Source organism: Paenibacillus amylolyticus, from assembly GCF_036894225.1.
GTDB classification, from domain to species: Bacteria; Bacillota; Bacilli; order Paenibacillales; family Paenibacillaceae; genus Paenibacillus; species Paenibacillus amylolyticus.
In genome coordinates this window covers 4,685,755-4,711,623 of sequence record NZ_CP145892.1, presented here as the reverse complement: position 1 = coordinate 4,711,623, position 25,869 = coordinate 4,685,755, and the positions used below count along the sequence as shown (strand labels likewise).

Annotated in this window: 20 protein-coding genes and 1 tRNA gene; 20 read left to right on the top strand and 1 reads right to left on the bottom strand. The window is 46.9% G+C overall.

Going from position 1 to position 25,869, the window contains the following annotated elements; genetic code table 11:
• Positions 1-34: 34 nt before the first annotated feature.
• From V6668_RS20970 to V6668_RS20945, 6 genes are all read left to right on the top strand, one after another.
• Complete coding sequence (locus V6668_RS20970; RefSeq protein WP_036674844.1) at positions 35-1,288, top strand: LL-diaminopimelate aminotransferase; 1,254 nt, start codon at positions 35-37, stop codon at positions 1,286-1,288.
• Positions 1,289-1,491: 203 nt separating this feature from the next.
• Complete coding sequence (locus V6668_RS20965) at positions 1,492-2,382, top strand: decaprenyl-phosphate phosphoribosyltransferase (protein WP_036675028.1); 891 nt, start codon at positions 1,492-1,494, stop codon at positions 2,380-2,382.
• An 18-nt stretch (positions 2,383-2,400) separates the two neighbouring features.
• Positions 2,401-3,033: an HAD-IB family hydrolase gene (locus V6668_RS20960; RefSeq protein ID WP_036614827.1), complete on the top strand. Its 633-nt coding sequence runs from the start codon at positions 2,401-2,403 to the stop codon at positions 3,031-3,033.
• A gap of 26 nt (positions 3,034-3,059) precedes the next feature.
• A complete protein-coding gene (locus V6668_RS20955; RefSeq protein WP_422395288.1) occupies positions 3,060-3,350 on the top strand; it encodes an EamA family transporter in 291 nt (96 codons plus the stop codon).
• Entirely contained in the window at positions 3,337-3,657 is a 321-nt protein-coding gene (locus V6668_RS20950; protein ID WP_235193982.1) for an EamA family transporter, read from the top strand. The genes V6668_RS20955 and V6668_RS20950 overlap by 14 nt, the downstream gene beginning before the upstream one ends.
• Positions 3,658-3,876: 219 nt before the next feature.
• A complete protein-coding gene (locus V6668_RS20945) occupies positions 3,877-5,181 on the top strand; it encodes a DUF6080 domain-containing protein (protein ID WP_338706575.1) in 1,305 nt (434 codons plus the stop codon).
• 97 nt (positions 5,182-5,278) lie between these two features.
• Here V6668_RS20945 and V6668_RS20940 read toward each other — a convergent pair whose 3' ends face one another.
• Positions 5,279-7,954 (bottom strand): YhgE/Pip domain-containing protein, encoded by a 2,676-nt coding sequence (locus tag V6668_RS20940; protein ID WP_338706574.1) that lies wholly within the window; start codon positions 7,952-7,954, stop codon positions 5,279-5,281.
• 709 nt (positions 7,955-8,663) lie between these two features.
• On the opposite strand from V6668_RS20940, the gene pyrR reads away from it, so the two are divergent.
• The 14 genes from pyrR (at position 8,664) to V6668_RS20870 (ending at position 25,852) form a co-directional block, all read left to right on the top strand.
• Positions 8,664-9,227 carry a bifunctional pyr operon transcriptional regulator/uracil phosphoribosyltransferase PyrR gene (pyrR, locus tag V6668_RS20935; RefSeq protein WP_017687330.1) on the top strand — a complete coding sequence of 188 codons (564 nt, stop codon included), beginning with the start codon at positions 8,664-8,666 and terminating at the stop codon, positions 9,225-9,227.
• Positions 9,227-10,138, top strand: a complete 912-nt coding sequence (locus tag V6668_RS20930; protein WP_405141682.1) for an aspartate carbamoyltransferase catalytic subunit — start codon at positions 9,227-9,229, stop codon at positions 10,136-10,138. The genes pyrR and V6668_RS20930 overlap by 1 nt, the downstream gene beginning before the upstream one ends.
• Positions 10,139-10,264: 126 nt before the next feature.
• Positions 10,265-11,569 (top strand): dihydroorotase, encoded by a 1,305-nt coding sequence (locus V6668_RS20925; protein ID WP_036614813.1) that lies wholly within the window; start codon positions 10,265-10,267, stop codon positions 11,567-11,569.
• A 444-nt stretch (positions 11,570-12,013) separates the two neighbouring features.
• Positions 12,014-13,156: a glutamine-hydrolyzing carbamoyl-phosphate synthase small subunit gene (carA, locus tag V6668_RS20920; RefSeq protein WP_047843735.1), complete on the top strand. Its 1,143-nt coding sequence runs from the start codon at positions 12,014-12,016 to the stop codon at positions 13,154-13,156.
• A gap of 1 nt (position 13,157) precedes the next feature.
• Positions 13,158-16,376, top strand: coding sequence for a carbamoyl-phosphate synthase large subunit (gene carB, locus V6668_RS20915; protein WP_047843734.1), 3,219 nt, complete (start codon positions 13,158-13,160; stop codon positions 16,374-16,376).
• A 103-nt stretch (positions 16,377-16,479) separates the two neighbouring features.
• Complete coding sequence (gene pyrF, locus V6668_RS20910) at positions 16,480-17,220, top strand: orotidine-5'-phosphate decarboxylase (RefSeq protein ID WP_338708980.1); 741 nt, start codon at positions 16,480-16,482, stop codon at positions 17,218-17,220.
• A complete protein-coding gene (gene pyrE, locus V6668_RS20905; protein WP_036674850.1) occupies positions 17,217-17,858 on the top strand; it encodes an orotate phosphoribosyltransferase in 642 nt (213 codons plus the stop codon). The genes pyrF and pyrE overlap by 4 nt, the downstream gene beginning before the upstream one ends.
• Before the next feature lie 290 nt (positions 17,859-18,148).
• Positions 18,149-19,078, top strand: a complete 930-nt coding sequence (locus V6668_RS20900) for an ABC transporter ATP-binding protein (RefSeq protein ID WP_338706573.1) — start codon at positions 18,149-18,151, stop codon at positions 19,076-19,078.
• Positions 19,041-20,150, top strand: a complete 1,110-nt coding sequence (locus V6668_RS20895) for an efflux RND transporter periplasmic adaptor subunit (RefSeq protein WP_036614803.1) — start codon at positions 19,041-19,043, stop codon at positions 20,148-20,150. Before V6668_RS20900 ends, V6668_RS20895 begins: the two co-directional genes overlap by 38 nt.
• Positions 20,150-23,071 (top strand): ABC transporter permease, encoded by a 2,922-nt coding sequence (locus V6668_RS20890; RefSeq protein WP_338706572.1) that lies wholly within the window; start codon positions 20,150-20,152, stop codon positions 23,069-23,071. Before V6668_RS20895 ends, V6668_RS20890 begins: the two co-directional genes overlap by 1 nt.
• A 2-nt stretch (positions 23,072-23,073) precedes the next feature.
• On the top strand, positions 23,074-23,937 hold the full coding sequence (locus V6668_RS20885) for an ABC transporter ATP-binding protein (RefSeq protein WP_145323112.1): 864 nt from the start codon (positions 23,074-23,076) through the stop codon (positions 23,935-23,937).
• Positions 23,938-23,957: 20 nt separating this feature from the next.
• Entirely contained in the window at positions 23,958-25,409 is a 1,452-nt protein-coding gene (locus V6668_RS20880) for an ABC transporter substrate-binding protein (protein ID WP_338706571.1), read from the top strand.
• A 106-nt stretch (positions 25,410-25,515) separates the two neighbouring features.
• The gene (locus tag V6668_RS20875) at positions 25,516-25,707 is read left to right on the top strand and encodes a hypothetical protein (RefSeq protein ID WP_047843730.1); all 192 of its coding nucleotides are present in this window, start codon (positions 25,516-25,518) and stop codon (positions 25,705-25,707) included.
• A gap of 71 nt (positions 25,708-25,778) precedes the next feature.
• Positions 25,779-25,852, top strand: a tRNA-Met gene (locus tag V6668_RS20870).
• Positions 25,853-25,869: the final 17 nt, after the last annotated feature.

The following is a 25,869-nucleotide window of genomic DNA, read 5'->3' as shown; positions in this document are numbered from 1 at the left end:
GAAATTTGCGTCAAATGAGGAGATGAACAACGTTATGAGTATCGATAAATATCAAGAAACTTACATTCAGACTAATTTTGCCGACCGTATCGGTGGCTCCAACTATGGTAAAGACACGAACATTTATAAATTCGAGAAAATCAAACGTGCCAAAGCTTCGGCCAAAAAAGATTTTCCCGATGTGGAACTGATCGACCTTGGTGTAGGTGAACCGGACGAAATGGCGGATGCAGGCATTGTAGCTGCACTTGCAGAAGAAGCTTCCAGACCTGAGAACCGTGGTTATGCCGATAATGGTATTCCTGAATTCAAGGCTGCTGCTGCTTCTTACCTGAAAAACGTATTCAACGTAGAAGGTATCGATGCAGATACTGAGATCGTACACTCCATTGGTTCCAAACCGGCTTTGGCTATGATGCCTTCATGCTTCATCAATCCGGGTGATGTGACAATCATGACCGTTCCAGGTTACCCGGTTATGGGTACACATACGAAGTATCTGGGTGGAGAAGTGTTCAACATTCAATTGACGAAAGAGAACAACTTCCTGCCTGATCTGACGGCGATTCCGGAAGACATCGCAAAACGTGCGAAGTTGCTCTACCTGAACTACCCGAACAACCCAACAGGCGCAAGCGCGACGGTAGAGTTCTTCACTGAAGTTGTGGAGTGGGCTAAGAAATACAATGTTGTGGTTGTACATGATGCTCCATACGCAGCATTGACGTATGATGGCAAAAAACCGTTCAGCTTCCTGTCGGTACCTGGAGCGAAGGATGTCGGTGTAGAGCTGCACTCTCTATCCAAGTCCTACAACATGACGGGTTGGAGAATCGGATTCGTAGCGGGTAACCCGCTTGTAGTCAAAGCATTCAGCGACGTGAAGGACAACAATGACTCCGGTCAGTTCATCGCGATTCAAAAGGCAGCTGCTTATGGCTTGAATCACCCTGAAATTACGGAAAAAATTGCAGAGAAATATTCCCGTCGTCACGACATGCTCGTTGCCGCATTGAACGAACTGGGCTTCCAGGCTGAAAAACCTAAAGGTTCATTCTTCCTGTATGTTGAAGCACCAAAAGGTGTGGTTGGTGGACGTCGTTTCGAATCCGGCGAAGATTTCTCCCAATTCCTGATCCGTGAGAAATTGATTTCATCTGTACCTTGGGATGATGCCGGTAACTTTGTTCGTTTCTCCGTAACCTTTGAAGCGAAGGGTGAAGAGGAAGAGAAACGTGTTATTGCTGAGATCAAACGTCGTCTGAGCGACGTACAATTTGAATTTTAATTGCATCACCCAATAGTTAAATCATGTACTAACGAAGAGACCGGAAACGGTCTCTTTTTTTATGCCCATATTAGAATTTTTTCATTTACTCCCTTTACAAAATTATACAAGCAACATATGATTAGATCTTTACGTTATTTGTTATATACAGAAGTTGTTGTTGAAGGGAGTTATTACAATTGTTATCATCACGAACAAGTACGGTGTCCTCACCGGCTACAGGAACAGGCAGTACAGTGTCAGGATTATTCAGATTGTTAAGACCCAAACAGTGGACTAAAAATCTGCTGTTATTTGCTGCGTTACTATTTTCTTTTGAGGAGATTCGGACTGAAACCATTCTTGCGACGTTGCTTGGTTTTATTCTATTTAGCCTTGTTGCAGGCTGTGTGTATATTTTAAATGACTTTGTAGACCGGGACAGGGATCGACAGCATCCGGTGAAAAGGTATCGTCCTATGGCTTCTGGGCAGGTGAATCCGAGTCATGCTTTGTTGTTTGGCATTATTCTATTAATCCTTTCCGTAGGAACGGCCTTCATGATGAACCTTCTATTCGGGGTGTTATGTATCGTCTATTTCCTGTTGAATGTATCGTATTCATTTGTGCTGAAACATCTCGTTATCCTGGATATGATGACCATTGCAGCCGGCTTTGTACTTCGTGCCATTGCAGGTGGTGTGCTGATCCATGTGCCATTCACACCGTGGTTTTTGATCTGTACAATGCTGTTGTCGTTGTTTTTGGCCATTGGAAAACGCAGAAATGAACTCACGTTGCTTGAGGGAAACACGGGATCACATCGTAAGGTTTTAGATAACTACTCCATTACGTTACTGGATCAATTCAATACAATTGTGACGACAGCTACGATTATCAGTTATTCCCTGTTCACATTCACTTCAGATCGAACCATTCATCTCATGTGGACGATTCCATTGGTCATTTACGGCATGTTCCGTTACCTGTATCTGATCCACATAAAAAACCAGGGAGGTTCGCCCGATCGTGTGCTGTTTGAGGACAAGCCTATATTAATTACGGTTATGTTGTATGTGATAAGTGTTGTTACAATCTTTGCAATCTTTGAATAAAGGCTGAGGGGGATCAGGGTGAAAAGCACGAAAGTCGCAATTTTTGATATTGATAAAACGATCATACGCAGTGATTCCATGTTTCAATTTGTGCATTACGGTGTTCGCCGTTACCCGTGGCAGGTATGGAGATTACCTGTCATTGCATTACATACCGTGTTATTCAAGGCAGGCTTCATGACGGTTGAACAAGTCAAACGATCCTACTTTCAAGAAATTGAGCGTATGTCTGAAAAAGATCTCGAACATTTCTTTGATACTCGCTTGCGTACGTCCATTTTTGCCGAGGCCAGTGTAGAGATGCAACATCGCAAAGAAGCAGGGTATCATGTCTTGCTAGTAACTGCATCTCCGCATGCCTATATGAAATACTTTAATAATTTTCCCTGGGTGGATCATGTAATTGGAACTGAACTTGTCCGTCATGAGAATGGTTACACATGCAGAGTTGATGGCAGCAATTGCAAAGGGGAAGAGAAGGTACGCCGAATTCAGGCTTATCTGAGTGAGAAGAATATGGTCATTGATTATGACCAGTCATGTTCCTACTCGGACTCCTTATCCGACCTTCCAGTCATGCAACTTGTAAGTCAACGATACTTTATTAACAAGCGTGTTCCGGACATGGAGGCATTAACGTGGGGGAAATAAAATCGCGTCATACTGGTAAATGGTTGATGCTCGTTTCCGCTTTACTGACAGCAACGGGTCAATTGTTTTGGAAATGGGGACTAACCGAGTGGATTTACCTGGGTGTTGGTTTTCTGTGTTATGGACTTGGAGCGATTTTGATGATTAAAGCTTTTGCTCTGGAAAAACTCTCTGTTGCTTATCCTCTGATGTGTGCCAGCTACGTATTTGCCTTAATCTATGGGTATTTTTTGCTTGGGGAAGAAATTACGGTGCAAAAGCTGGCAGCAGTTGTGTTGCTTGGAATCGGGGTGACATTAACCAGTGTTGATCGATAGCTGGATGGTTGCCGTGTTAATCGTCATGACGATGTGCGGTGCATTGGGCGGGGCCGGATTGAAAGCTTATGCATCCAGTCGCAATCGTCTGCATGTACTCATGGGACTTGGATTCTACGGAACGGGCGCGTTGCTGAATATTGTATTGCTGAAGTTTCTTCCATTAACCGTAGTGTTGCCTGCAAACGCATTAACATATGTGTGGACTCTTATCATAGCTCGGCTGATATTTAAAGAGACCGTGGGCCCTTTACGCTGGATAGGTGTGGCATGTATTATGGGTGGCCTATGTTTATTGGTGTTCTAATTTGAACTAATGGTTATTTACACGAGCACTACGATGACAGAATAACCTTCCAATCGCTGTTATCCCCAGATTTTTTTTCCTTTTTTCAAAGGGGAAATCCGGTGATAAAGGCGAACGCTCCGCTTTTTCAGGTCTTTTCTGTCCTCTCCGTTTTTGTGTAAATGATTAGTTCAAATTATGGATAGTTTTTATAAAATTTATTGGATGTGAAATGAAAGCATGAAATTTTTAGATCACTTATTTTATAATCGCAGAGCCAACTGGACAGCCTTTTACCTGTTTGCGGGATTTGCTCTGTTCTATGGTTTAATGAACGGCTCTTATGTTCTGTACATTGAAAATAATGCAGAGATGCTTGGGGCATATAGCCCATTTAATACGACGCTGTTTCCAATTAATTTATTCAACTTTGATCCTTCAATGTATTATGGGGACAACAGTTCTTCCGTGATCCATCCGCTGATTTCCTTTCTCGCAGTCACCCTTGCGGCTGTAGCGAAACTTCTGGGAGGCAACTGGTTCTTTCTAATTTTGCAATCGCTGGTGAATGCGGGTTCGGTGGTGCTGGCGTATCTGTTCCTGAGTCAAAAAGAAGATAAACCGACCATCGTACCGCTGCTGTTTGCCTTACTGTTTGGTTTCAGTTCATACCTGATGTATACCGCGTTGATCCCGGATTCGTATCCTTATGTACAGTTCGTTATTCTGTTGTCGGTGGTTTACATGCAGTATACTCGTGAGCGTCAGGACGTACGTTATGTACCCAATGCATTGCTTGCATCGATTAACTTTGGACTAACCTCGACCAATATCGTACCATTTGCTGCTGCCACATTCTTTAATATGAATACATGGCGCAATAAGGCGAATTTGAAAAAATACATCGGCATCATGGCACTGGCGGTTCTGATCATCGTCGTATTAACTGGCATTCAGTATGTTGCCTTTGGGGGCCGCAGCTGGGTTAGTAACTGGCTGTTGGGCATTCAAAATGGTGGAACCAGCTATGCAACGCCATTCCAGTTCGCTGTTCACTGGAAAGCATTGAACATGTTAACTATTAATCCGATGCTGACACCGAAAATGCATTTACTGGACCCGGGCATGGCGGCCTTTGTTACGGATCTATCCCGTTCCAATCCAATCCATGTGCAGATGACAGGTATCTTTATTTTACTACTGGCATTCATGGGCTTCATTAAAGGCATTCGTGAACGAGAAGTGTGGACCCTTGTGCCATATATTTTGTTTGCCTTTTTGCTTCATGTAGTCGTGGGCTTTGGTCTAGCTGTGTTTCAATACGATATGTACCTGTATGCGGGACATTATCTGTTTGCGTTCTTCCTGTTGGGTGGAAGTTTCGTCATCAGCCTTCGTCCGGGATTGGGGAAAAAAGTGGTTATAGGCTTGATCATGTTATGTGTTATCGTTACGGCAAGTAACAACATCTATCGCCATGTAGAAACATTAACAACAATCAAACAATCCTATAATCAGTTGGAACAGGAACGCTCAGTGAAATAGTCAAATAGTAAATGTATCGATTCATATAATGAAACGAGAAAAGGCCATTGGATGGAAAGTCCAATGGCCTTTTCTTATTTAGTGTTGAGCAAATGAGTTAAGCAATAATTTTGGTCTTCTTGGCATTCTCGGCTGAACGTTTGGTGAGACTGCTGAGTGGACGTTTCAAAGCGAGAGCAACAATGAGACTCAGCGCGATGAACATACACAACCACAGAATATCCTTGATGGCAGTAGACCACAATATGCCGCCGACCGACTCACGCAGCAGACTGATCGCATACGTGAAGGGCATGAACGGATTCAATGCTTGGAAAAAGGGTGATGTCATGCTGATTGGGAACGTACCGCCAGAGCTGGAGAACTGGAACACCATAAAGATGATGGCGATCCCTTTTCCGATATTTCCAAATACGGACAGCAGGGTGTACGTTATGGTGACAAATACGGCACTCACCAGCATGGCAAACAGGACAAACCACAGTTTATCTGCAACATAGGTACCCAGGATTAAGATATCTCCCAGGGTGACACATATCGCCTGAAGTAACCCAATGGTCAGAAAAGTAGCGAGACGTCCAAGATATAACTCATATCCCCGGAACTTGCCCTCTGGATTTTCAGCTTCGGCACGAAGCAGAGAAATCAACAGTGTTGAGCCAACCCACAGAGACAGCACGCCATAAAATGGTGACATGGCCGATCCATAATTCGGAATTGGGTAAAGCTGTTTTTCCTTAATTTGCACCGGACTTGCAAGGAAAGCACTCTCTTCTTCAATATCGCCGCGCAAAAGTTTGGCGAGCTCCGCAAACTGGTTATTACCTTCGACCTCCCGAAGTTTGTCAGCAGCCTTGCTGATGGCACTTTCCAATGCTGGCAGATCATCACGTACAAGCGTGGCAATACGATGTACTCCTTTTTCGACCTCCGGAAGCTGGTTCTGGACAAAATCGGATGCCTTGCCTATCTGTTTCTCGGCAGTAGGCAGATCATTACGAACAAAATCAGCCGCTTCGTTCAGTTTGTTTCCCAGCTTGGGCAGATCGTTTCGAATTAATGAAGACACTGTGTTCAGAGCTTGGATAAAACCTTCACTTTTGTTCGCGAGTGTTTCTGATATCTCATGGATCTTAGATTGTATTTGAGGCAGTTCGCTCTGGATTTTTGTCAACTCGGCCTGCCCAAACGTAATTCCTTCTTTGGCTGATGCAAGAATGTCCGCAATATCCGGAATACGATCTTTTGCTCTTTGCAGAGTTTCTGCTGAAGTGGAGAGGGTAGACCTGAGCTTATCCGCACCAGCTGCAAGTGCAGGCGATATTTCACTTTCATAGGTGTTTAAGATATTGCCACTCCCGCTGCTGATGTCCTTCGAGAGAGTATTTAACTGAGCGATGACGTCTGTTGGTGGAGTTGTATTACGACGCATGGCATCACTGATGATACCAGCCAAGCGGATCTGCAACTGAAGTTTATCTGAAATGGAGTTCAGTTGTGTAATTTTATTGGCAAGTGGTTGGTCTGGGAGCAAGTTATTGATATTGCCCAGTAGTTCTGCCATACTGTCCACGAGTTTTACCCCAATCCCTAAACGTGAAGCAATCCGGTCGAGATCTTCTACTGTAGGAAGGTTATTAAGATCCGAATTTTGCAATTGTGCAAATACGTCTCCTGCAGCGTTAGTAATCTGCTGCACCAGCAGTAGATTTTGGCGGATCGTCGGGCCAATAGTCTGAAACGCTTCTTCACTGGAATCCACAAACTGATCTAATCCCTCTGCAAGCTCAATCCCGTTGCCGGCGATTTGTGATACTTTGTCCAAATCTTGCTCTGCTGCCGTTACGATAGACAGAGCTTTGTTCTTTTTATCCAGCGCCGTTTGGATGACATCTGATACCTCACCAAAGTTTTCATCCACTTCTCGAATGCGTTCTACCGCTTTTTGTATATCCGGTATCCGCCCTTGAATAGCCAGCACTTCGGAAGCCGCATCATTAATTTGTGGCCAATACTCCTGCACCTTGAGCACATAATGTGCTGCTTGATTGATTTCAGGCAGTTTTTTCTCGATTTCAACGATCTTTTGAGCATTTTTTACAATCTCGGGCATGGCTTTTTCTACTTCCAGAACCTTTTGACCTGCGGCTTGAATAGCCGGAAGATTTTTCTCCAACGTAAAAATGCCATTCTCCATTTTGCGTAATGTTGGAAGCTGGGAATTAATCTCAACCCCGGCTTCATTCAATTTGGTTAGAACGGCCTCACTGACGGCTTCAGTGAAATTTTCATTGATTTGTGTTGTTATAGCAGATACACCAGAGCCTGTGATTTTAGGAGCAATGGCATTCACCTTTTCATTAACGGTATAGATTACCTCTGGACGTTCCAGCTTTCCGTCAACGATACCTGTAATTTTGGACGAAAAGTCTCCGGGAATGAGCAGGCTGGCATAATATTCTCCTGTATGTACCCCCCGACTAGCCTCAGCTCGATCTACAAAAGTCCAGCCCAGCTTTTTGTTATTTTTGAGGCTGGTTACCAGTTCGTCTCCAATATTAACATGAGTTCCTTCAACAGTCGCACCAGCGTCCTCGCTTGTCACTGCAATTTTGATCCCCTGGGTATTACTGTATGGGTCCCAGACGGACTTCACGTTGACCCAGTCATACACCCCGGGAAGTAGAATAATAGCCACAATTAAAAATATACCTGTGGGAACCTTCAGAATATGCAACCAGTCTGTTTTGTAAACGTGCCATATGTGACGCATGACTTCCTCCTAAATGTACATAAATGTAGGGATTAACTTATTTCTATGACTCATATTTGTGAATCGTATGTATATCGGCATTATTGCAGTATCTAATAATGGGTTCATGTTTATAAACTGTACCCATTTCACTTGGTACTAATTCAGAGCCTTCATATATTGCGTAAAATGAAACTCACTGTCTGTTCTAAAAAGAAGTGTTTTATCTCTTTTGAGTACAGTACGAGGTTTATTTTGGTTATATCAAATTTCTCATTTGCCTATGGATAAATATGCAGAAATGTTGTATAATTATGAATAACCAATGAGATGTATTGTGCATGGATGTTTTTCAGCCTAACTGCTGATTCTAAGAAGAACGTAGCAGAGGGTTTTCACCTGCGATGGTGAGGTGTTGACAGGGGGTTGTCTTTCTGTCATAATTCATGAAGACAAACGGACATATTGATTACAGAACCCTGTGAGGTCCTGCAATATGAACGACATGAATAGCACCTTTAAATCAGTCCCGTGAGACTGGCAAGGTAACGTGAACGATACATCGTTTTTTTGCTGCGGCAAATGAAGCGATGCATCCCCGAGAGTAAACTTTCTTCAGAGCGGTCTGAAGTTCGGAGACTCCTTGCCAATAAACACGGCAAGGAGTCTTTTTTTTTCTCCTCGTCACGGGGCCATGATGCTGAAGGGAAATCCTGAGGAGGCTGAACGCATGAGCACAGAGACACATGTCATTATGGATGAGACGGCGATCCGCCGCGCATTAACACGGATTGCCCATGAGATATTGGAGAAAAACAAAGGAATCGACGATTGTGTGTTGGTCGGTATCCGTACACGCGGGGTTTACCTTGCAGAACGGATTGCCGCCAAGATTGAAGAAATCGAGGGCGCCAAAGTCCCCTGGGGAGAGCTGGATGTGACTCCTTACCGCGATGACCGCTTGGACGAAAATAAAGCGAATCGCAAGGAAATGTTGATTATGACACCTGAATCACTTTCGATCCATAACAAAAAGGTGATTTTGTTCGATGATGTGCTCTATACCGGACGGACGATTCGCGCAGCGATGGATGCCCTGATGGACTGTGGAAGACCGCAGAACATTCAGCTGGCTGTACTCGCAGACCGCGGACACCGGGAACTTCCAATTCGACCTGATTTTATCGGCAAGAATGTGCCGACTTCCAAATCAGAGGAGATCGAAGTTGCACTCATGGAAACGGACGGACAGGATGAAGTCAAAATCACTCAGAACCGGGGGGAGCAAGCATAATGATTACACAGACAGCATTGAGAGACCGAAGCTTGCTTGGACTGAAGGAACTTAGTCGAGGAGAAATCGAGTCCATTCTGAACAGAGCGGCTCACTGGGAAGCACAGAAAGAGAAACTGGTTCCTGTACTGGAATCACGCTTTGTTGCGAACATGTTCTTCGAGAACAGCACACGTACCCGCTTCTCCTTCGAAATGGCAGAGAAACGCCTGGGCGCACAAGTGCTGAACTTTACGGCAGCCGCATCCAGTGTGGAAAAAGGAGAGTCCATCTACGATACGGTACGAACACTTGAGTCGATGGGCATTGATGCAGGCGTGATCCGGTTGAAACCGGCAGGCGTTCTGCAACAACTGGCTCAGAAAGTGAATGTACCACTCGTAAACGCCGGAGACGGCAACAATGAGCATCCTACACAAGCACTGCTGGACCTCTACACGATGAGGAAAGCATTTGGCGAACTGAAGGGCTTGCGTGTCTCCATCATAGGTGACATTCTGCATAGCCGTGTAGCTCGTTCCAACCTGTGGGCACTGCAAAAGTTTGGTGCAGATGTACACTTCTGTGCACCGCAAACGATGCAGGCACCGGAACTCGCAGAGCATGCTTCTTATGTCGGTCTTGAAGAAGCGCTGGATGCAGATGTAGTCATGATGCTTCGTGTTCAACTGGAACGTCATCAACATGGCTTAATTACTTCAGCTGAGGATTATCGCGAACACTACGGATTGACGGAAGAACGGGCATCACGCCTAAAACCAAGCACCATTATCATGCACCCTGCTCCAGTGAATCGCAACGTCGAGGTAGATGACGCGGTTGTGGAAAGTGAAGCATCGCGGATCTTCCCGCAGATGGCAAACGGCGTTCCAATCCGCATGGCGGTTATGGAACGTGCGATGAAACTGTAACAGGGTCTGGCTGTAGGTCATAGGCTGACGGTACGGTAGTTCTTATAGAGCAATAAGAGAGTACACGATAAAGAAAATCAACCGGCTTGCCTGGTAAGCCGGACAGAACCGAAGCGGAGGGCAATTATGCTACAGATTATAAAAAACGCAAACGTCTTGAACCAACAAGGGGAACTTGAACGGAAAACCATCATTATAGATGAAGGTAAAATTAAAAAGATCGCTGGTCTGGAAGACCAAGCCGTTCTGGATGCCGAAAAGTCAGCGCAAAGTGTGACAGACGCATCAGGCAAACTGGTCATTCCGGGATTGATCGATATGCACGTGCATCTGCGTGAACCTGGATTCGAGCACAAAGAGACGATCGAGACAGGTGCCCGTTCAGCAGCACAAGGTGGTTTTACAACAATCGCTTGCATGCCGAACACGAGACCAGTTACAGATACAGCTGAAGTTGTGAAGCTGGTACTGGATAAAGCCAAAGAAGCTGATCTGGTTAAAGTGTTGCCTTATGCAGCCATTACAAAAAATGAACTGGGTCGTGAACTTACCGATTTTGCCGCATTAAAAGAAGCAGGCGCTATTGGATTCACAGATGACGGTGTAGGCGTACAAAACGCTCAAATGATGAAAGATGCCATGAGCCTCGCAGCAAGCATGGATATGCCCGTGATCGCTCACTGTGAAGATGACTCACTGGTTGTTGGTGGATATGTGACGGAAGGTGAGTTTTCGAAGCGCCACGGCATCAAAGGGATTCCAAATGAATCCGAAGCCATCCACGTTGGCCGTGATATCCTGCTCGCAGAAGCAACAGGAGTTCACTACCATGTCTGTCACGTAAGTACAGAGCAATCGGTTCGCTTGATTCGTCTAGCGAAGTCCATCGGCATTAAAGTAACTGCTGAGGTATGCCCACACCATCTGGTGTTGTCGGATGAAGACATCCCGGGCATGGATGCCAACTGGAAAATGAACCCGCCGCTACGCTCACCACGCGATGTGCAGGCTTGTATCGAAGGTTTGCTGGACGGCACGCTGGATATGATCGTAACTGATCATGCGCCACACAGTGAAGAAGAGAAAGCCAAAGGCATGGAGCTGGCACCATTCGGAATCGTTGGATTCGAAACAGCCTTCCCGCTGCTGTACACGAAGTTTGTAGAAACAGGACTGTGGAGCTTGGACTTCCTGGTGAAACGCATGACAGCTGATCCGGCACGTGTATTCCGACTGGATACAGGCAAACTGGAAGAGGGAGCACCAGCCGATATCACGATGATTGACCTGAACGAGGAAAAAGCGGTTGATCCTGCAACGTTTGCAACCAAAGGAAGAAACACACCATTCACAGGCTGGAAGCTGAAAGGCTGGGCCGTACAAACTTGGGTGGATGGCAAAAGCGTGTGGAATAACACGGTACAACAGTAAAACGGTAATTTAGTAAATTGATAAATTAGTAACGCTATATCTTTAACTCTTTAAATCCGCAACAGTAACTCTTAACTTTTTTAAAACAACAAATCTTTTTAAATCTAGCTCTAACTCTAAAACTTAATCTACAATTTGTACAAAAGTAACATCTTTTCAACTAACTCGAGGCAAATCATGCCGAGAGTCTAACATACGAAACAAGCAAAGTTGAATGTCATGATTTTGAACTTGGACACCAACGTAACTGCGGAGCGGACAGAAAAGACCCGAAGAAGCAAAGCGTTCGCCTTTATCACCGGATTACATCATTTGAAAAATGATAAAAAGTAATCCGGGGATAACAGCGATCAAAGGGTTTTCTGTCAGCGGAGCCGCACGAAGTTTCCAGAAAGTTCAACCCCAATGCATTCAACGTTGATAAACACAGAGGAGTGAAATGGGATGCAGGCACAGGCAAGATTATTGTTGGAAGACGGCACACTGTTCACCGGGAAAGCATTTGGTGCTGAAGGTGAAACTACAGGTGAGGTCGTTTTTAATACGGGAATTACAGGCTATCAAGAGGTGCTTTCGGATCCTTCCTATTGCGGTCAAATCGTAACCATGACGTATCCGCTGATCGGAAACTACGGCATTACGCGTGATGACTTTGAGTCGATTCGTCCATACGTGCACGGTTTCGTTGTGCGTCGTCATGAGCCAACGCCAAGCAACTGGCGTGCGGAATATAGCGTAGACAATCTGCTCAAGGAATACGGCATCGTAGGAATCAGCGAAATTGATACACGCATGTTGACTCGTCGGATTCGTCACCACGGCACAATGAAGGGAATTCTCACAACAGGATCGAAGCCTGTGGAAGAACTGCTGGAGATGATGGGAGACACTACTATTGCCGAGCTACGTAACCAGGTGCCAATGACTTCTACAGAGCATGTCTACAACAGCCCGGGAACGGCTGAGCGTATTGTGCTTGTGGATTACGGTGCAAAAACAGGGATCTTGCGCGAACTCAGCAAACGTAACTGTGACGTTGTTGTTGTTCCACACGATGTAACAGCAGACGAGATTCGTCGCCTGAACCCGGACGGCATTCAACTGTCCAACGGCCCTGGGGACCCGAAAGACGTACCTCACGCAGTTAACATGATCAGTGAACTGCTTGGCGAATACCCGATCTTCGGTATCTGCCTGGGTCACCAGTTGTTTGCACTTGCAGCAGGAGCAGACACCGAAAAACTTAAGTTTGGACATCGCGGAGGAAACCACCCGGTGAAAGAACTGGAGAGCGGACGTTGCTTCATCACATCCCAGAACCATGGATTTACCGTAAACGAAGAGTCTGTAAAGAGTACAGATCTGGAAGTTACACATATCAACAATAACGATAAGACCATTGAAGGTCTGAAACATAAATCATTCCCGGCATTCTCGGTTCAATATCACCCTGAAGCAGCCCCGGGTCCGTACGACAACAGCTATCTGTTCGACCGCTTCATTGAGATGATTCGCGAGCACAAGATCACTAACCCGCAAAAGCCGCGTCAAGCCGTATTGGCAGCCGCAGTGAAAGGAGCACAATAACATGCCGATTAACAAAGATCTCAAAAAAATCCTGGTGATTGGTTCCGGTCCAATCGTCATCGGTCAAGCGGCCGAGTTCGACTATGCCGGTACACAAGCTTGCCAGGCTCTGAAAGAAGAAGGCGTGGAAGTTGTACTTATCAACAGCAACCCGGCGACCATTATGACGGATACAAACATGGCTGACAAAGTATACATCGAGCCTATCACACTGGATTTTGTAACCCAAATCATTCGTCAAGAGCGTCCAGATGGATTGTTGCCAACACTTGGTGGTCAAACAGGTCTGAACATGGCTGTAGAGCTGGCTCGTGCTGGCGTGCTGGAACGTGAAAATGTGAAATTGCTCGGAACACAGCTGACATCCATCGAGAAAGCGGAAGATCGTGATCTGTTCCGTGACCTGATGCGTGAATTGGAACAACCTGTACCAGAGAGTGTCATCGTAACGACACTTGAAGAGTCACTTGAATTTGCGAATGAGATTGGTTATCCAATCATCGTGCGTCCAGCCTATACACTGGGCGGAACAGGCGGCGGAATCTGTGCGAACGAAGAAGAGCTGCGCGAGACGGTGGCAGCGGGAATTCGTTACAGCCCGATTGGGCAATGTCTGGTCGAGAAGAGCATTGCAGGCATGAAAGAAGTCGAGTATGAGGTTATGCGAGACAAAAACGATAACTGTATCGTTGTCTGCAACATGGAAAACTTTGACCCGGTAGGTGTTCATACAGGCGATAGTATCGTCGTAGCACCAAGCCAAACTCTGTCGGACCGTGAATATCAAATGCTGCGTTCAGCTTCCCTGAAAATCATCCGTGCCCTTAACATTGAGGGTGGATGTAACGTACAGTTTGCACTGGACCCACACAGCTTCCAATACTATGTTATCGAAGTAAATCCACGGGTAAGCCGTTCATCAGCTCTGGCTTCCAAAGCAACGGGTTATCCGATTGCAAAAATGGCAGCCAAAATTGCGATGGGTTACACGTTGGATGAAATCGTGAACCCGGTAACAGGCCAAACGTATGCTTGCTTTGAGCCTACACTGGATTACATCGTGAGCAAAATCCCACGCTGGCCGTTCGACAAGTTCATCTCGGCGAACCGTAAACTGGGAACTCAGATGAAAGCAACAGGCGAAGTAATGGCTATTGGCCGGACATTTGAAGAGTCGATTCACAAAGCAGTTCGTTCCTTGGAAATTGGCGTACATCGCCTCTACCTGAAGGATGCCGAAACGCTGGACGAAGCTACCCTGAACGAGCGTCTGATCAAAGCAGATGATGAGCGTATCTTCCTGATTGCCGAAGCGTTCCGCAGAGGTTATACGTTGCAACAGCTACAGGATCTGACCAAGATTGACTGGTGGTTCCTGGACAAAATCGAAGGTCTGATCGCATTCGAAGATCGCATTCGCGAAGAATCCGAATTGTCTTCCGACATTCTGTATCAAGCGAAACGCCTTGGATTCACAGACCGTGCCATTGCTGAACTGCGTGCGCAAGGTCAACCAGGAGGCACATTAACAACTGAAGCGGAAGTTAGAACTCGTCGGGAAGCAGAGAACCTGCGCCCAGTGTACAAAATGGTAGATACATGTGCGGCTGAGTTTGAAGCCACAACGCCATATTACTACTCAACTTACGAGACAGAGAATGAAGTTATCCCTTCAGACAAGAAAAAAGTTGTGGTGCTGGGTTCAGGACCAATCCGGATCGGTCAAGGGATCGAGTTCGACTACTCTACTGTACACGCAGTATGGGCATTGCAAAAAGCAGGATATGAAGCAGTCATTATCAACAATAACCCGGAGACGGTGTCTACGGACTTTAATACATCGGATCGCCTGTACTTTGAACCGCTCTTCTTCGAAGATGTCATGAACGTGATTGAACAGGAGAAACCAGTAGGGGTTATCGTACAGTTCGGTGGTCAAACAGCCATCAACCTGGCAGCACCATTGCGTAATGCAGGTGTAACCATTCTCGGAACGGATCTGGAAAGCATCGATGAGGCGGAGGACCGTAAGAAGTTCGAACGTCTGCTCTCCCGTCTGGAGATTGCACAGCCAAAAGGTAAAACAGTCATTTCCGTTGATGATGCGGTAGAAACAGCTCAAAGTCTGGGCTACCCTGTCTTGGTTCGTCCTTCTTATGTACTCGGCGGTCGTGCGATGGAGATTGTATACTCCGATGCTGAATTGCTGACATATATGGAACAGGCGGTTAAAATCAATCCAGAGCATCCGGTCCTGATCGACCGTTACATGATGGGTAAAGAAGTTGAGGTTGACGCCATCTGTGATGGTGAAACGGTATTGATTCCGGGAATCATGGAACATATCGAGCGTGCAGGGGTTCACTCTGGTGACTCCATCGCGGTATATCCTCCTCAACATCTGTCCCAGGATTTGAAAGAGAAAATTGTAGAGATTACGATCAAAATTGCGAAAGAACTGAAAACGGTAGGTCTGGTCAACATCCAGTTTGTTATCCATGATGGCCAAGTGTACATTATCGAGGTGAACCCGCGTTCATCCCGTACCGTACCATTCCTGAGCAAAGTAACCAACATTCCGATGGCGAACTTGGCAACACAAGCCATTCTGGGTGTGAAACTAAAAGATCTTGGTTATGTTGACGGGCTGTGGCCTGAATCGGATCATGTATCTGTTAAAGTTCCTGTCTTCTCCTTCGCGAAGCTGCGTCGTGTAGAACCAACCCTCGGACCTGAGATGAAGTCTACAGGTGAGGTTATGGGCCGTGACCCGAATTACGCTAAAGCGTTGTTCAAAGGTCTCATCGGTGCAGGAATGAAAATTCCGGCAACCGGAGCGATCGTAGTAACTGTAGCAGACAAAGACAAAGACGAAGCGGTTCCTTTGCTCGAAGGTTTCTACAGACTGGGTTACAAAATCATGGCTACCGGCGGAACAGCAGCTGCGCTTGAAGCAGCGAACATTCCGGTAACGACTGTGAACAAATTAAGTGAAGGTTCGCCGAACATTCTGGATATGATCCGTAGCGGCGAAGCAAACTTTGTCTTCAACACACTCACCAAAGGCAAAACACCGCAGCGTGATGGATTCCGTATCCGTCGTGAAGCGGTAGAAAACGGCATTGTATGTATGACTTCATTGGATACGATTCGTGCGCTGCTGATCATGCTGCAAACGATCAACTTCTCTTCGGAAGCAATGCCTGTCTTTGTAAAATAAATAACTCTCTGATGAAGGACATCAGTCAGCCTGCGGGCTGGCGGGATGTCCTTTATATCGGGCAAAAACGGAAAAAATGAGCAAGTGGAGGGGAGCGCTGGTGATGAATCAAGCGAGTTTCAATGAAATGGCTGGCCGTCTGATGGTGGCACTGGATTATCCTGGAGCGGAAGAAGCTCAAGAATTGGTACAAGCTCTTGAGGGCATTCCCTGTTATCTCAAGGTGGGTATGCAGCTGTTCTACGCAGCAGGACCTGACTTTATTCGGGAGCTGAAATCCAAAGGCTACTCCGTTTTTCTGGATGTGAAAATGCATGACATTCCCAACACCGTTCGTGGCGGAGCTGAGAGTATCACACGTCTGGGTGTAGACATGTTTAATGTGCATGCAGCAGGTGGAGCCCTCATGATGCGTGCTGCACGTGAAGGTGCTGAGGCAGCAATCGCTGCCGATCCTTCCCTTAGCAAGCCCGAGATCATTGCAGTCACTCAACTCACGAGTACAAGTCTGGAAACGATGAATAACGAGATTGGCATCCCGGGAAGTGTGGAAGCTGCTGTGGTCCGTTATGCAGGACTAGCCCAAGAGGCCGGACTGGATGGAGTTGTTGCTTCTCCACTGGAAGTGCCCGCAATTCGGGCAGCGTGTGGCAGTGCTTTTCACACCGTTACTCCAGGAATTCGTCCAGCGGGTAGTGGTCTGGGAGATCAGACACGCGTCTTGACGCCAGGTGAAGCCATCGCCAGAGGCAGTCATTACATTGTTGTAGGCAGACCCATTACAGGCGCTCCCAATCCGCGTGAAGCGGCAGAAACCATTTTGAAGGAGATGTTGAACGCATGATCGAACTGAATGAGATTCCGAATCATATTGCTTCCCAACTGTTGAAAATTAAAGCCGTGGCGTTGCGTCCGCAACAGCCATTTACATGGACATCCGGCATCAAATCACCAATATACTGTGATAACCGCTTAACGATGTCCTACCCCGAGATTCGCAACGATATCGCTGAAGCTTTTGCAACAATCATTCGTAACCAGTACCCGGATGCAGAAGTCATCGCAGGTACAGCAACCGCAGGTATTCCGCATGCCGCATGGGTTGCTCAGAAGCTGAATTTGCCGATGGCTTACATTCGCGATAAAGCGAAAGGACACGGCAAAGAGAACCTGATCGAAGGTCTGATTACTGAAGGTCAGAAAGTGGTTGTCATCGAAGATCTGATCTCTACAGGTGGAAGCTCGATCAAAGCAGCCGAAGCTGTACGCGTAGCAGGTGCAACACCGCTCGCCGTACTTGCCATCTTCAGCTACCAGCTGGATAAAGGTGTTAAAGCATTCGAAGACGCAGGAATTCCACTTCAGACGCTGTCCAATTACACGGCGCTGATGGATGTGGCTTTGGCTCAGGGGACGATTCAGGAGAGTGACTTTGAGTTGCTTAAATCCTGGCGTGAAGATCCTTCTTCATTTGGTAAATAATATCATTGATAGCTCGAAAAAGTGTTCATGAATGAACGGTATCAAAATTGTAATGATTGCCGTCATAGCGGCAAAACCATCGAATACGCAAGAGGCATCCCATACATTGGGGTGCTTTTTTTGTTTGTTCATCAAAATATTAACTTTTTCTCTCTACCGTTGTAAAAAGCTTGTAACTTTTAGTTGTGATCGGTCGTTTATAATTCAGTGTAGGATGGAACAGATTTCTAATTTTAGGTTTTTTGAAGAAATGAACGGGATTTCAAGAAAGGATGAGCGTGATTGCTGGCATGAAGAATTTATTTCTCAGAAAAAGACCTGCCAAGAGCCAGTCAGGCGATGAACATCAACAGGGGGAAACACCGTTGGAGGCATCGACGGAGTCGGGGGAAAATACATACAACAATGAACACGATTACCCGACGAGTAAACCTCCGTTACCTGAAAGTGAAATCGCTTCAGATGAAGTGGCTGCAGCTGCTGTCATCACTGTTGATGAACCCCAGAAGAAGATCAAACCAAAGAAGGATATGCTGCCTCCATATGATGGACCTGTACTGGAGGTGCGTAACGTGCATCGCAGTTTCCAGACAGGCAGTCGCATTATCCATGTGCTCAAAGGCATTGATATGGAAGTGAATCCGCAACAACTGGTCATGCTGAAGGGGCGATCGGGCTCAGGCAAAACAACACTACTGAATATGCTCGGTGGACTGGATCAGCCTTCAAGTGGAGACATTCTGTTCTCTGGTCAGCCTCTTCAGGATTGGGGAGACCGGCGGCGGACCGCTTTGCGGCGCAAAGAGATCGGTTTTATTTTCCAGGCATATGCACTCATGCCCTTATTATCTGCTTGGGAAAATGTAGAACTGTCGCTGCGCATGGCGGACGTTCCGCGAGCGGAGTGGAAGGACAGGGTTGGTCACTGTCTGGATCTGGTTGGACTATCCAAACGGGTGAAGCACCGACCTTTCGAGATGTCCGGGGGAGAGCAGCAGCGGGTGGCTATAGCCAAGGCGATTGCCCATAGACCCAGATTGTTGCTTGCGGATGAACCTACAGCTGAACTGGATTCCAAGATGGGCGCTCAGGTCATGGCCGTATTCCGCAATATTATTGAAGTAGAACAAGTAACAATATGTATGACTACACACGATCCTACAATTTTGGAGGTTGCGGACCATGTTTATGAAATGGCGGACGGCAGATTTATCAAGTAAAGGGGCCGCTCCGAAGAGGGGGAAACGCGCAGCGATTATTGTACTCGGTGCGATAATGGTTGCAACGATGTCCGGCTGCTCATTGCTGCCGTCAGAAACAGAGGAAGAAGTGCTTCCGCCTATTACACCACCAACGATCTCCAAGAAACCGGAATATGAAGTCCGGACGGAAACGTTGGAGAAAAAAGTAAGTGGCAGCGGCAAGATGATGAGTCAGCGGGAAGAGAAGGTGTACTTCACGCTTGATGGCATGCATGTCAAAGAGTTAAATGTTAAACCAGGGGATAAAGTGAAAAAGGGTCAACTTCTTGCTGTCCTCGATGTGGAGAGTGTAGAAAAGGAGATCCGTGGCAAGAAACTGGCTATTCGCAAATCCGAAGTTCAAATGAAGGAAACACTCCGCAAGAAGGATGAGATGGACCCGGTAGAGTTCGAAGAATCAACGATTGCGTTTGAAGAACTACGCCAGGAACTCGCTGATCTGGAGGAACAACTGGGCAAAGCCACGTTGACCGCTCCGTTTGGCGGCACCGTTATTGCAGTGCAGGTAGAGAAGGGTGCAACCGTGAAAGCGTATGATCCGATTGCTACGATTGCGGATACATCGAATCTGGTTGTGGCAGCTACCTTTGCCAAGGAAGATCTGGAGAAGTTCTCGGCCGGTATGAAGGCAGAAGTAGATATTAATGGAGCTGGTAAAGTCGCTGGCAAAATTAAAGTTATGCCTATCGCGGAAGCATCGGGAAGCGGCAGTGGCGAAGGGACGGGTGAAGGCGGTACGCCTCCAACCAAGGAAACGCTGGATAAGTATGTCATCGTTACACTTGCAAAAATGCCAAAAGGCGTCGAACGTGGCACACCACTATCGGTCTCGATTGTAACGCAGCGTACCGAGAACGCAATTGTGATTCCTGTATCCGCTTTACGCTCCATCGGTTCAAGAACGTATGTACAAGTGGTGGAGAGTGATGGCAGCAAGCGTGAAGTGGACGTTGAAGTTGGACAGCAGACATCGACAGATGTCGAGATTCTGAAAGGTCTGACCGTAGGTCAGAAAGTAGTGGGACGCTAATGGGGCTGCCATTGCTTCGGCTGCTGTTCCGCAAAATGTGGAACACGCGCTGGATGACCTTCAGCACACTGATCGGATTGATTGTGGCGGTAGCGTTCACCGTCAGTATTCCAATGTATGCCGATGGTGCGTTGAAACGGGTCGTCGCGCAAACGCTGCAGGATAACAGTGAAGGGTTGCCAGCCGGTTCGTTGCTTATGAGTTATCAGGCACCTGGTGGCGTGAAGACAGACACACGGGGTCTGGATGAAGTAGATCGTTATATTCGTGAGGATGTCCCTCGCGACATCGGGTTTCCTTTTCATACGTATGTGAATTCGAGATCCATTCGCAGCACAGAAGTGAGCCCGGAAGATCCAACCAAAGTGGATGCCAGCAGGGCGCGCAGTATGAGTCTGGGCACGATGAGTGGGCTGGATGCACAGGTGAATTACTCTGCCGGGGTGAAACCTGGAAACCAGGTCAAAGATGACACGATCGAGGCAGTCATGTTGGAAGAGGGCATGTACCGTAACGACCTGCATATCGGTGACATTCTAGAATATCCGGTGTATAGCGGTCTTGATATCACGTTACGTGTGAAGATTACGGGGTCCTTCAAGGCAGATGATCCGAACAGTCCTTACTGGGTACAAGGATTTGACGGCATGATGAATGGACTATATGTGGAAGAATCGGTTTTTAATGATGTTTTACTGAAGGAAAAAGGGATTCCACTTCAAAATTCACGTTGGTATTATGCCTTTGATCTGAAAGAAATTCAAACCAGCCAGTTATCAGGTCTGACTTCCATGCTGGAAAGGCTGGATATCGATCTGTACCAGCGGCTGAAAGATACAAAAGTGGACATCACCTTTGGTGATCTGCTCAAGCAGTTCCGCAGTCAGAGTCTGCAACTGCAGACCATGTTGTTTACCTTAGCAGCACCGATGATTGCGATGGTCTTTTATTTTATTGCGATGAACGCCAGACAGTCATTACAGAAGCAAGAGAGTGATATTGCGGTATTGCGCAGTCGTGGAGCTTCAGCTCGGCAGATCTTCTCTCTCTACTTGCTTGAAGGTATATTCCTGGGCGCTATTGCGCTGGTTATTGGGCCGTTGCTTGGTTGGTTTATGGCCAAGAGTATTGGTTCAGCAAGTGGCTTTCTCTCGTTCGTAGATCGGAAGTCTATTCCGATCGGTGTTTCAAAAGAAGCTATTCTCCTGGGAGTAGTAGCGGTCCTTGTAGCGATCATCGCATCACTTATCCCTGCGATAACCTATGCACGGGCAACCATTGTATCTGCCAAACGGCGGCAAGCACGAACAGACCGTGCTCCAGTATGGCAGCGCTGGTTCCTGGACGTTGTGTTGTTGGGTCTGGCTGGATATGGATACTACCTGTTCTATGAACGTCAGATGTTGACCTTCCAGACCGGAATGACAACCGATCAGTTGCAGGTACAGCCGTTTCTATTCTTTGTACCCGCACTCGCGATCTTTGCGCTTGGACTATTCTTCCTGCGCTTGTTCCCGTGGATATTAAAGCTTATTCAGTTGATCGGTCGCAAGTTTCTCCCGGTCCCGTTGTATCTGACATTAACGCAGTTATCGCGTTCATCTTCTTCATATTATCCGCTGATGATCCTCCTTGTACTGACACTGGGACTTGGGGTGTACAACTCGGCTGCAGCTCGGACGATTGATCTAAATTCCACTGAGCGTACCTTGTACCGTTATGGTTCTGATGTGATTATGCAGACTGTATGGGAAGGAACACCTGAGGTTAAACCCGGTGGTTCCGGACAGAACGGCGGTACGGGTGGAGGTCAACAAGGTGGCGGTAATGGAGGAGGAGGTTCTGCTGGTGGTGGTTCCGGCGGAGGCAATGGCGGTGGAGGTGCTCCAGGTGGTGGTGGCGGTTCTTCGCAGCCATCCAAAGTCATCTACTCCGAACCTCCATTTGAAGTGTTCCGCAGATTAGACGGGGTTGAACATGCAGCACGCGTGCTACAGACCAAAGGCAATATTATCGTCTCTGGTAAATCGGGTGGACAGGGAATGCTGGTCGGAATTGATAATGTGGACTTTGCTCAAGTGGCATGGTTCCGCAACGATCTGTTCCCGGCACATCCCTACAAGTACCTTGACTTGCTTGGTAAATATGAAGGGGCTGTATTGATCTCTTCCAAATTTGCTGACAAGTTCAAACTCAAAACTGGAGACCTCGTCTCCATGGGTGTACAGGGACAGGCGATTGAATTCGTCGTGTTTGGGATTATACCTTACTGGCCAGCGCAGTATCCGGATCAGATGCCATTTTTCGTGGCGAATCTGGATTATATCTATGATCAGGTGCCTTTGATTCCTTATGAGGTGTGGCTGAAAATGGAACCGGATGCCAAAGTGGCTCCACTAATGGAGAAACTTGCAGCAGAAGGCATTGAGTTATCATCTGTACGTGACGTCCGCACAGAATTGGTATCTCAGGCTAAACATCCGTCTCGAGGTGGCGTATTCGGGATACTGAGCCTTGGATTCCTGGTATCGGTTATTATTTCGTTGATCGGATACGTGCTGTACTGGTTCTTCAACCTGTCCGGGCGTGTTGTGCAGTTTGGTGTATTACGGGCCATGGGGTTATCCCGGGCACAACTAAGCGGCATGCTGCTGCTGGAGCAGGTGTTCACAGCAGGTCTATCGATCCTGCTAGGTATTGGGATTGGTCAGGTATCCAGTCGTTTATTCCTGCCATTCCTGCAAACGACGGATAATGTATCTGCTCAGGTACCTCCGTTCCGGATTGTGTTTGAACAGCAAGATATGTTGCAACTGTATGGGGTCACCGTAGTGATGCTGGTCATTGGTGCAACGATGTTGCTCTGGCAGATTCGCAGATTGCGAGTTCACCAGGCAGTCAAAATGGGAGAGGAGAGGTAAACGTGATCCAATGCGAAGGACTTGTCAAAATTTTTAAATCCAGCGATGTGGAAGTCGTTGCCCTTCAGGGTCTCAACCTGACTGTCAATCAAGGTGAAATGATGGCGATCATCGGTAACAGCGGTAGCGGTAAATCCACGCTGCTGAATATTCTGGGCGGACTTGATCGTCCTACGGCTGGTACGGCTGTTGTGGGAGACTGGGATTTGCTCAAGATGACAGATGCTCAATTGGTCGAATACAAACGTCATACGGTAGGTTTTATCTGGCAAAATAACGGTCGTAACTTGCTGCCTTATCTCACTGCACTGGAAAATGTGGAGACTCCCATGATTCTGGGAGGCAAGCGTGATCGTGCTTACGCGAAACAGTTGCTCGAATGGGTAGGTCTCAAGGATCGGATGCATAACAAATTGCATCAATTGTCAGGAGGAGAGCAGCAACGGGTAGCGATTGCGATCTCATTATCCAATCGTCCCAAAATTCTGCTTGCAGATGAACCTACCGGTTCGGTCGATTCCGAGACATGTGATACAATCATGGGCATTTTCCGAAGAATGAACAAGGAACTCGGCGTTACGATTGTCATCGTTACCCATGACTTGACGCTTGCTGGCAAGGTAGACCGGATCGTAGCGATCCGGGACGGCTTGACCAGTACCGAGTTTGTGAAGCGCAACCCGAATCTGGATGATGAACACAGCTTGTCCGAGGCGGGTATGCCGGACATTCACGAAGCATTTGTCATTATTGACCGTGCAGGGCGACTTCAGGTGCCAAAAGAGTATCTGGAGGCCTTATCCATTGATAACCGGGCGACATTGGAATTTGACGGTGAACGCATTGTTATTACACCGCCAAGATAATTAAGAGGGGGAACTGGGATATGAAGAACAGTATGTGGGGAAAACGTGTTTTAGCCATCATGGCTACAGCAACGCTGGCAATGCCGCTGATTGCTGGTTGTACGGCAAGTGAGGCCAAGGATACGGAGCAGCGCGTATTGCGTGTGGCTACGATGTGGGGCGGACAGGATGACAGTTACTTCCGTCAGCAATTTACCGATGCTTTTGAACTGACACATCCCAATGTAACGATCGAGATTGTGGCTGCCGTTGATCAGAGCAGCATGTATGGGTACGGTAACACAGAAGAACAGCAGGAAGCTCCGGATACGATGGAAAGTCTGAAGAAGATTATGACTGGGGATAATCCGGTTGACGTCATCGTGGCGGATACCTCTACAGTCAAATCATTAATTCAGGAGAATCTGGTCAAACAGCTGGACCCATTGATGCAGGAAGACAAGTTTGATACCAGTGATATTGTGCCTAGTGTGCTGGAGGGAATTAAGGACCTTGGGGACCAGAGCATCTATGCATTGACACCAACGTTTTCCTCCTCCGCTTTGTTCTATAACAAGGGTATGTTTGAAAAAGCAGGCGTGGAACCACCAACGGACAATATGACTTGGGATGATATTTTCAATCTGGGTACCCGTCTAACGAAAGGTGAAGGTAAAGATCATGTATTTGGTTTCTCCTTCACGACATATCAGGGTGGTCCGCCGTACTACTCCATGCAGCAGTACTACAGCTCGTTGCAGCTGAAGACGTTTGATGACAAAGCAGAGAAGATGACAGTAGATTCTCCTCAATGGGAGAAAGTGTGGAGCACCATCAGCAAACTTGCGATTGACAAAGTTATTCCTAAAGGCGACGAGCCACAGGATCAGAATCCGAGTGGGCGTTATGATCCGGTACAGGGTGACCTATTCCTGAGTGGCAAGTCAGCCATGGTTATTGGTGATTACAGCTATATTAATCAATTAATTGATGCCAATAAAAATGCGGATAAAATGAAAGACTTTACGAAAGTGGATTGGGATGTGGTAACACCTCCAGTTCACCCGGAAGCTCCTGAAATTGGAGGTAGCATCTACCTGAGCAACCTCATGGCGATTAATAGTGCGGCTCAGAACCCGGATGATGCGTGGGAACTGATCAAGTACATGAACAGTGAGGACTGGGCTAAGATTAAAGCACGCAGCAGCTATGAGATGGTATCACGGAAGAGTTTCATTAAGCCCAAAGACGGCCTGGATTATAACATTCAAGCATTCTATTCGCTGAAGCCGATTCCGCCAACAAATACCAATCTGGATAAAATGTATCAAAAATCCCCAGGTTTATGGCAAGTCAATGAAAAAGGTATGGAATATTTCAACCAGGTACTAGAGAACAAAAAGACACCAAAAGAAGCACTTGGTGAGTGGGCAGCTAAAGGAAACGAGATGCTGGAGAAATTGAAAAAGGATCCTAAAGCTACGTTTCAATGAGATTTGATGTAGTAGTCATATCATAAGTTAAGGATAGCCGCTGAAGATTTTAATCTTTGGCGGCTATTTTTATGAAAATGGGGTATTCTACAAAAAGCAGGAATAAATGACGACTCCGGAAAGGACGAGCGGTATGCACTGGGTATATTTCAGCAAGTTGTATGCAACCAAATTTCAGGCAGGGTGTCTGGCCAAACGTATGGAGCAGGATGGGTGGATTTACGGTCATAATGAACCAGCGGAAGTGGAAGTTTATCGATCACGTAAAGGACGTTACGGTGTACGTTTTATTCCCTGACATTACCCCTTGACTTATTGGGATAGAATGGTGTATATTAATTAAGTCGCTGTTTTAATATTTCTTACTGACGCGGGGTGGAGCAGCCCGGTAGCTCGTCGGGCTCATAACCCGAAGGCCGCAGGTTCAAATCCTGCCCCCGCAATTTAATTTCACTTGGAT

Excerpts from the sequence above, each read along its gene's own strand:
- V6668_RS20925 (WP_036614813.1), top strand. The coding sequence starts at position 10,265 with ATGCTACAGATTATAAAAAACGCAAACGTCTTGAACCAACAAGGGGAA.
- V6668_RS20970 (WP_036674844.1), top strand. The coding sequence starts at position 35 with ATGAGTATCGATAAATATCAAGAAACTTACATTCAGACTAATTTTGCC.
- V6668_RS20890 (WP_338706572.1), top strand. The coding sequence starts at position 20,150 with ATGGGGCTGCCATTGCTTCGGCTGCTGTTCCGCAAAATGTGGAACACG.
- V6668_RS20875 (WP_047843730.1), top strand. The coding sequence starts at position 25,516 with ATGACGACTCCGGAAAGGACGAGCGGTATGCACTGGGTATATTTCAGC.
- V6668_RS20955 (WP_422395288.1), top strand. The coding sequence starts at position 3,060 with ATGCTCGTTTCCGCTTTACTGACAGCAACGGGTCAATTGTTTTGGAAA.
- pyrE (WP_036674850.1), top strand. The coding sequence starts at position 17,217 with ATGATCGAACTGAATGAGATTCCGAATCATATTGCTTCCCAACTGTTG.
- carB (WP_047843734.1), top strand. The coding sequence starts at position 13,158 with ATGCCGATTAACAAAGATCTCAAAAAAATCCTGGTGATTGGTTCCGGT.
- pyrR (WP_017687330.1), top strand. The coding sequence starts at position 8,664 with ATGAGCACAGAGACACATGTCATTATGGATGAGACGGCGATCCGCCGC.
- V6668_RS20895 (WP_036614803.1), top strand. The coding sequence starts at position 19,041 with ATGTTTATGAAATGGCGGACGGCAGATTTATCAAGTAAAGGGGCCGCT.
- V6668_RS20930 (WP_405141682.1), top strand. The coding sequence starts at position 9,227 with ATGATTACACAGACAGCATTGAGAGACCGAAGCTTGCTTGGACTGAAG.
- pyrF (WP_338708980.1), top strand. The coding sequence starts at position 16,480 with ATGAATCAAGCGAGTTTCAATGAAATGGCTGGCCGTCTGATGGTGGCA.
- V6668_RS20880 (WP_338706571.1), top strand. The coding sequence starts at position 23,958 with ATGAAGAACAGTATGTGGGGAAAACGTGTTTTAGCCATCATGGCTACA.
- carA (WP_047843735.1), top strand. The coding sequence starts at position 12,014 with ATGCAGGCACAGGCAAGATTATTGTTGGAAGACGGCACACTGTTCACC.
- V6668_RS20900 (WP_338706573.1), top strand. The coding sequence starts at position 18,149 with ATGAAGAATTTATTTCTCAGAAAAAGACCTGCCAAGAGCCAGTCAGGC.
- V6668_RS20945 (WP_338706575.1), top strand. The coding sequence starts at position 3,877 with ATGAAATTTTTAGATCACTTATTTTATAATCGCAGAGCCAACTGGACA.
- V6668_RS20940 (WP_338706574.1), bottom strand. The coding sequence starts at position 7,954 with ATGCGTCACATATGGCACGTTTACAAAACAGACTGGTTGCATATTCTG.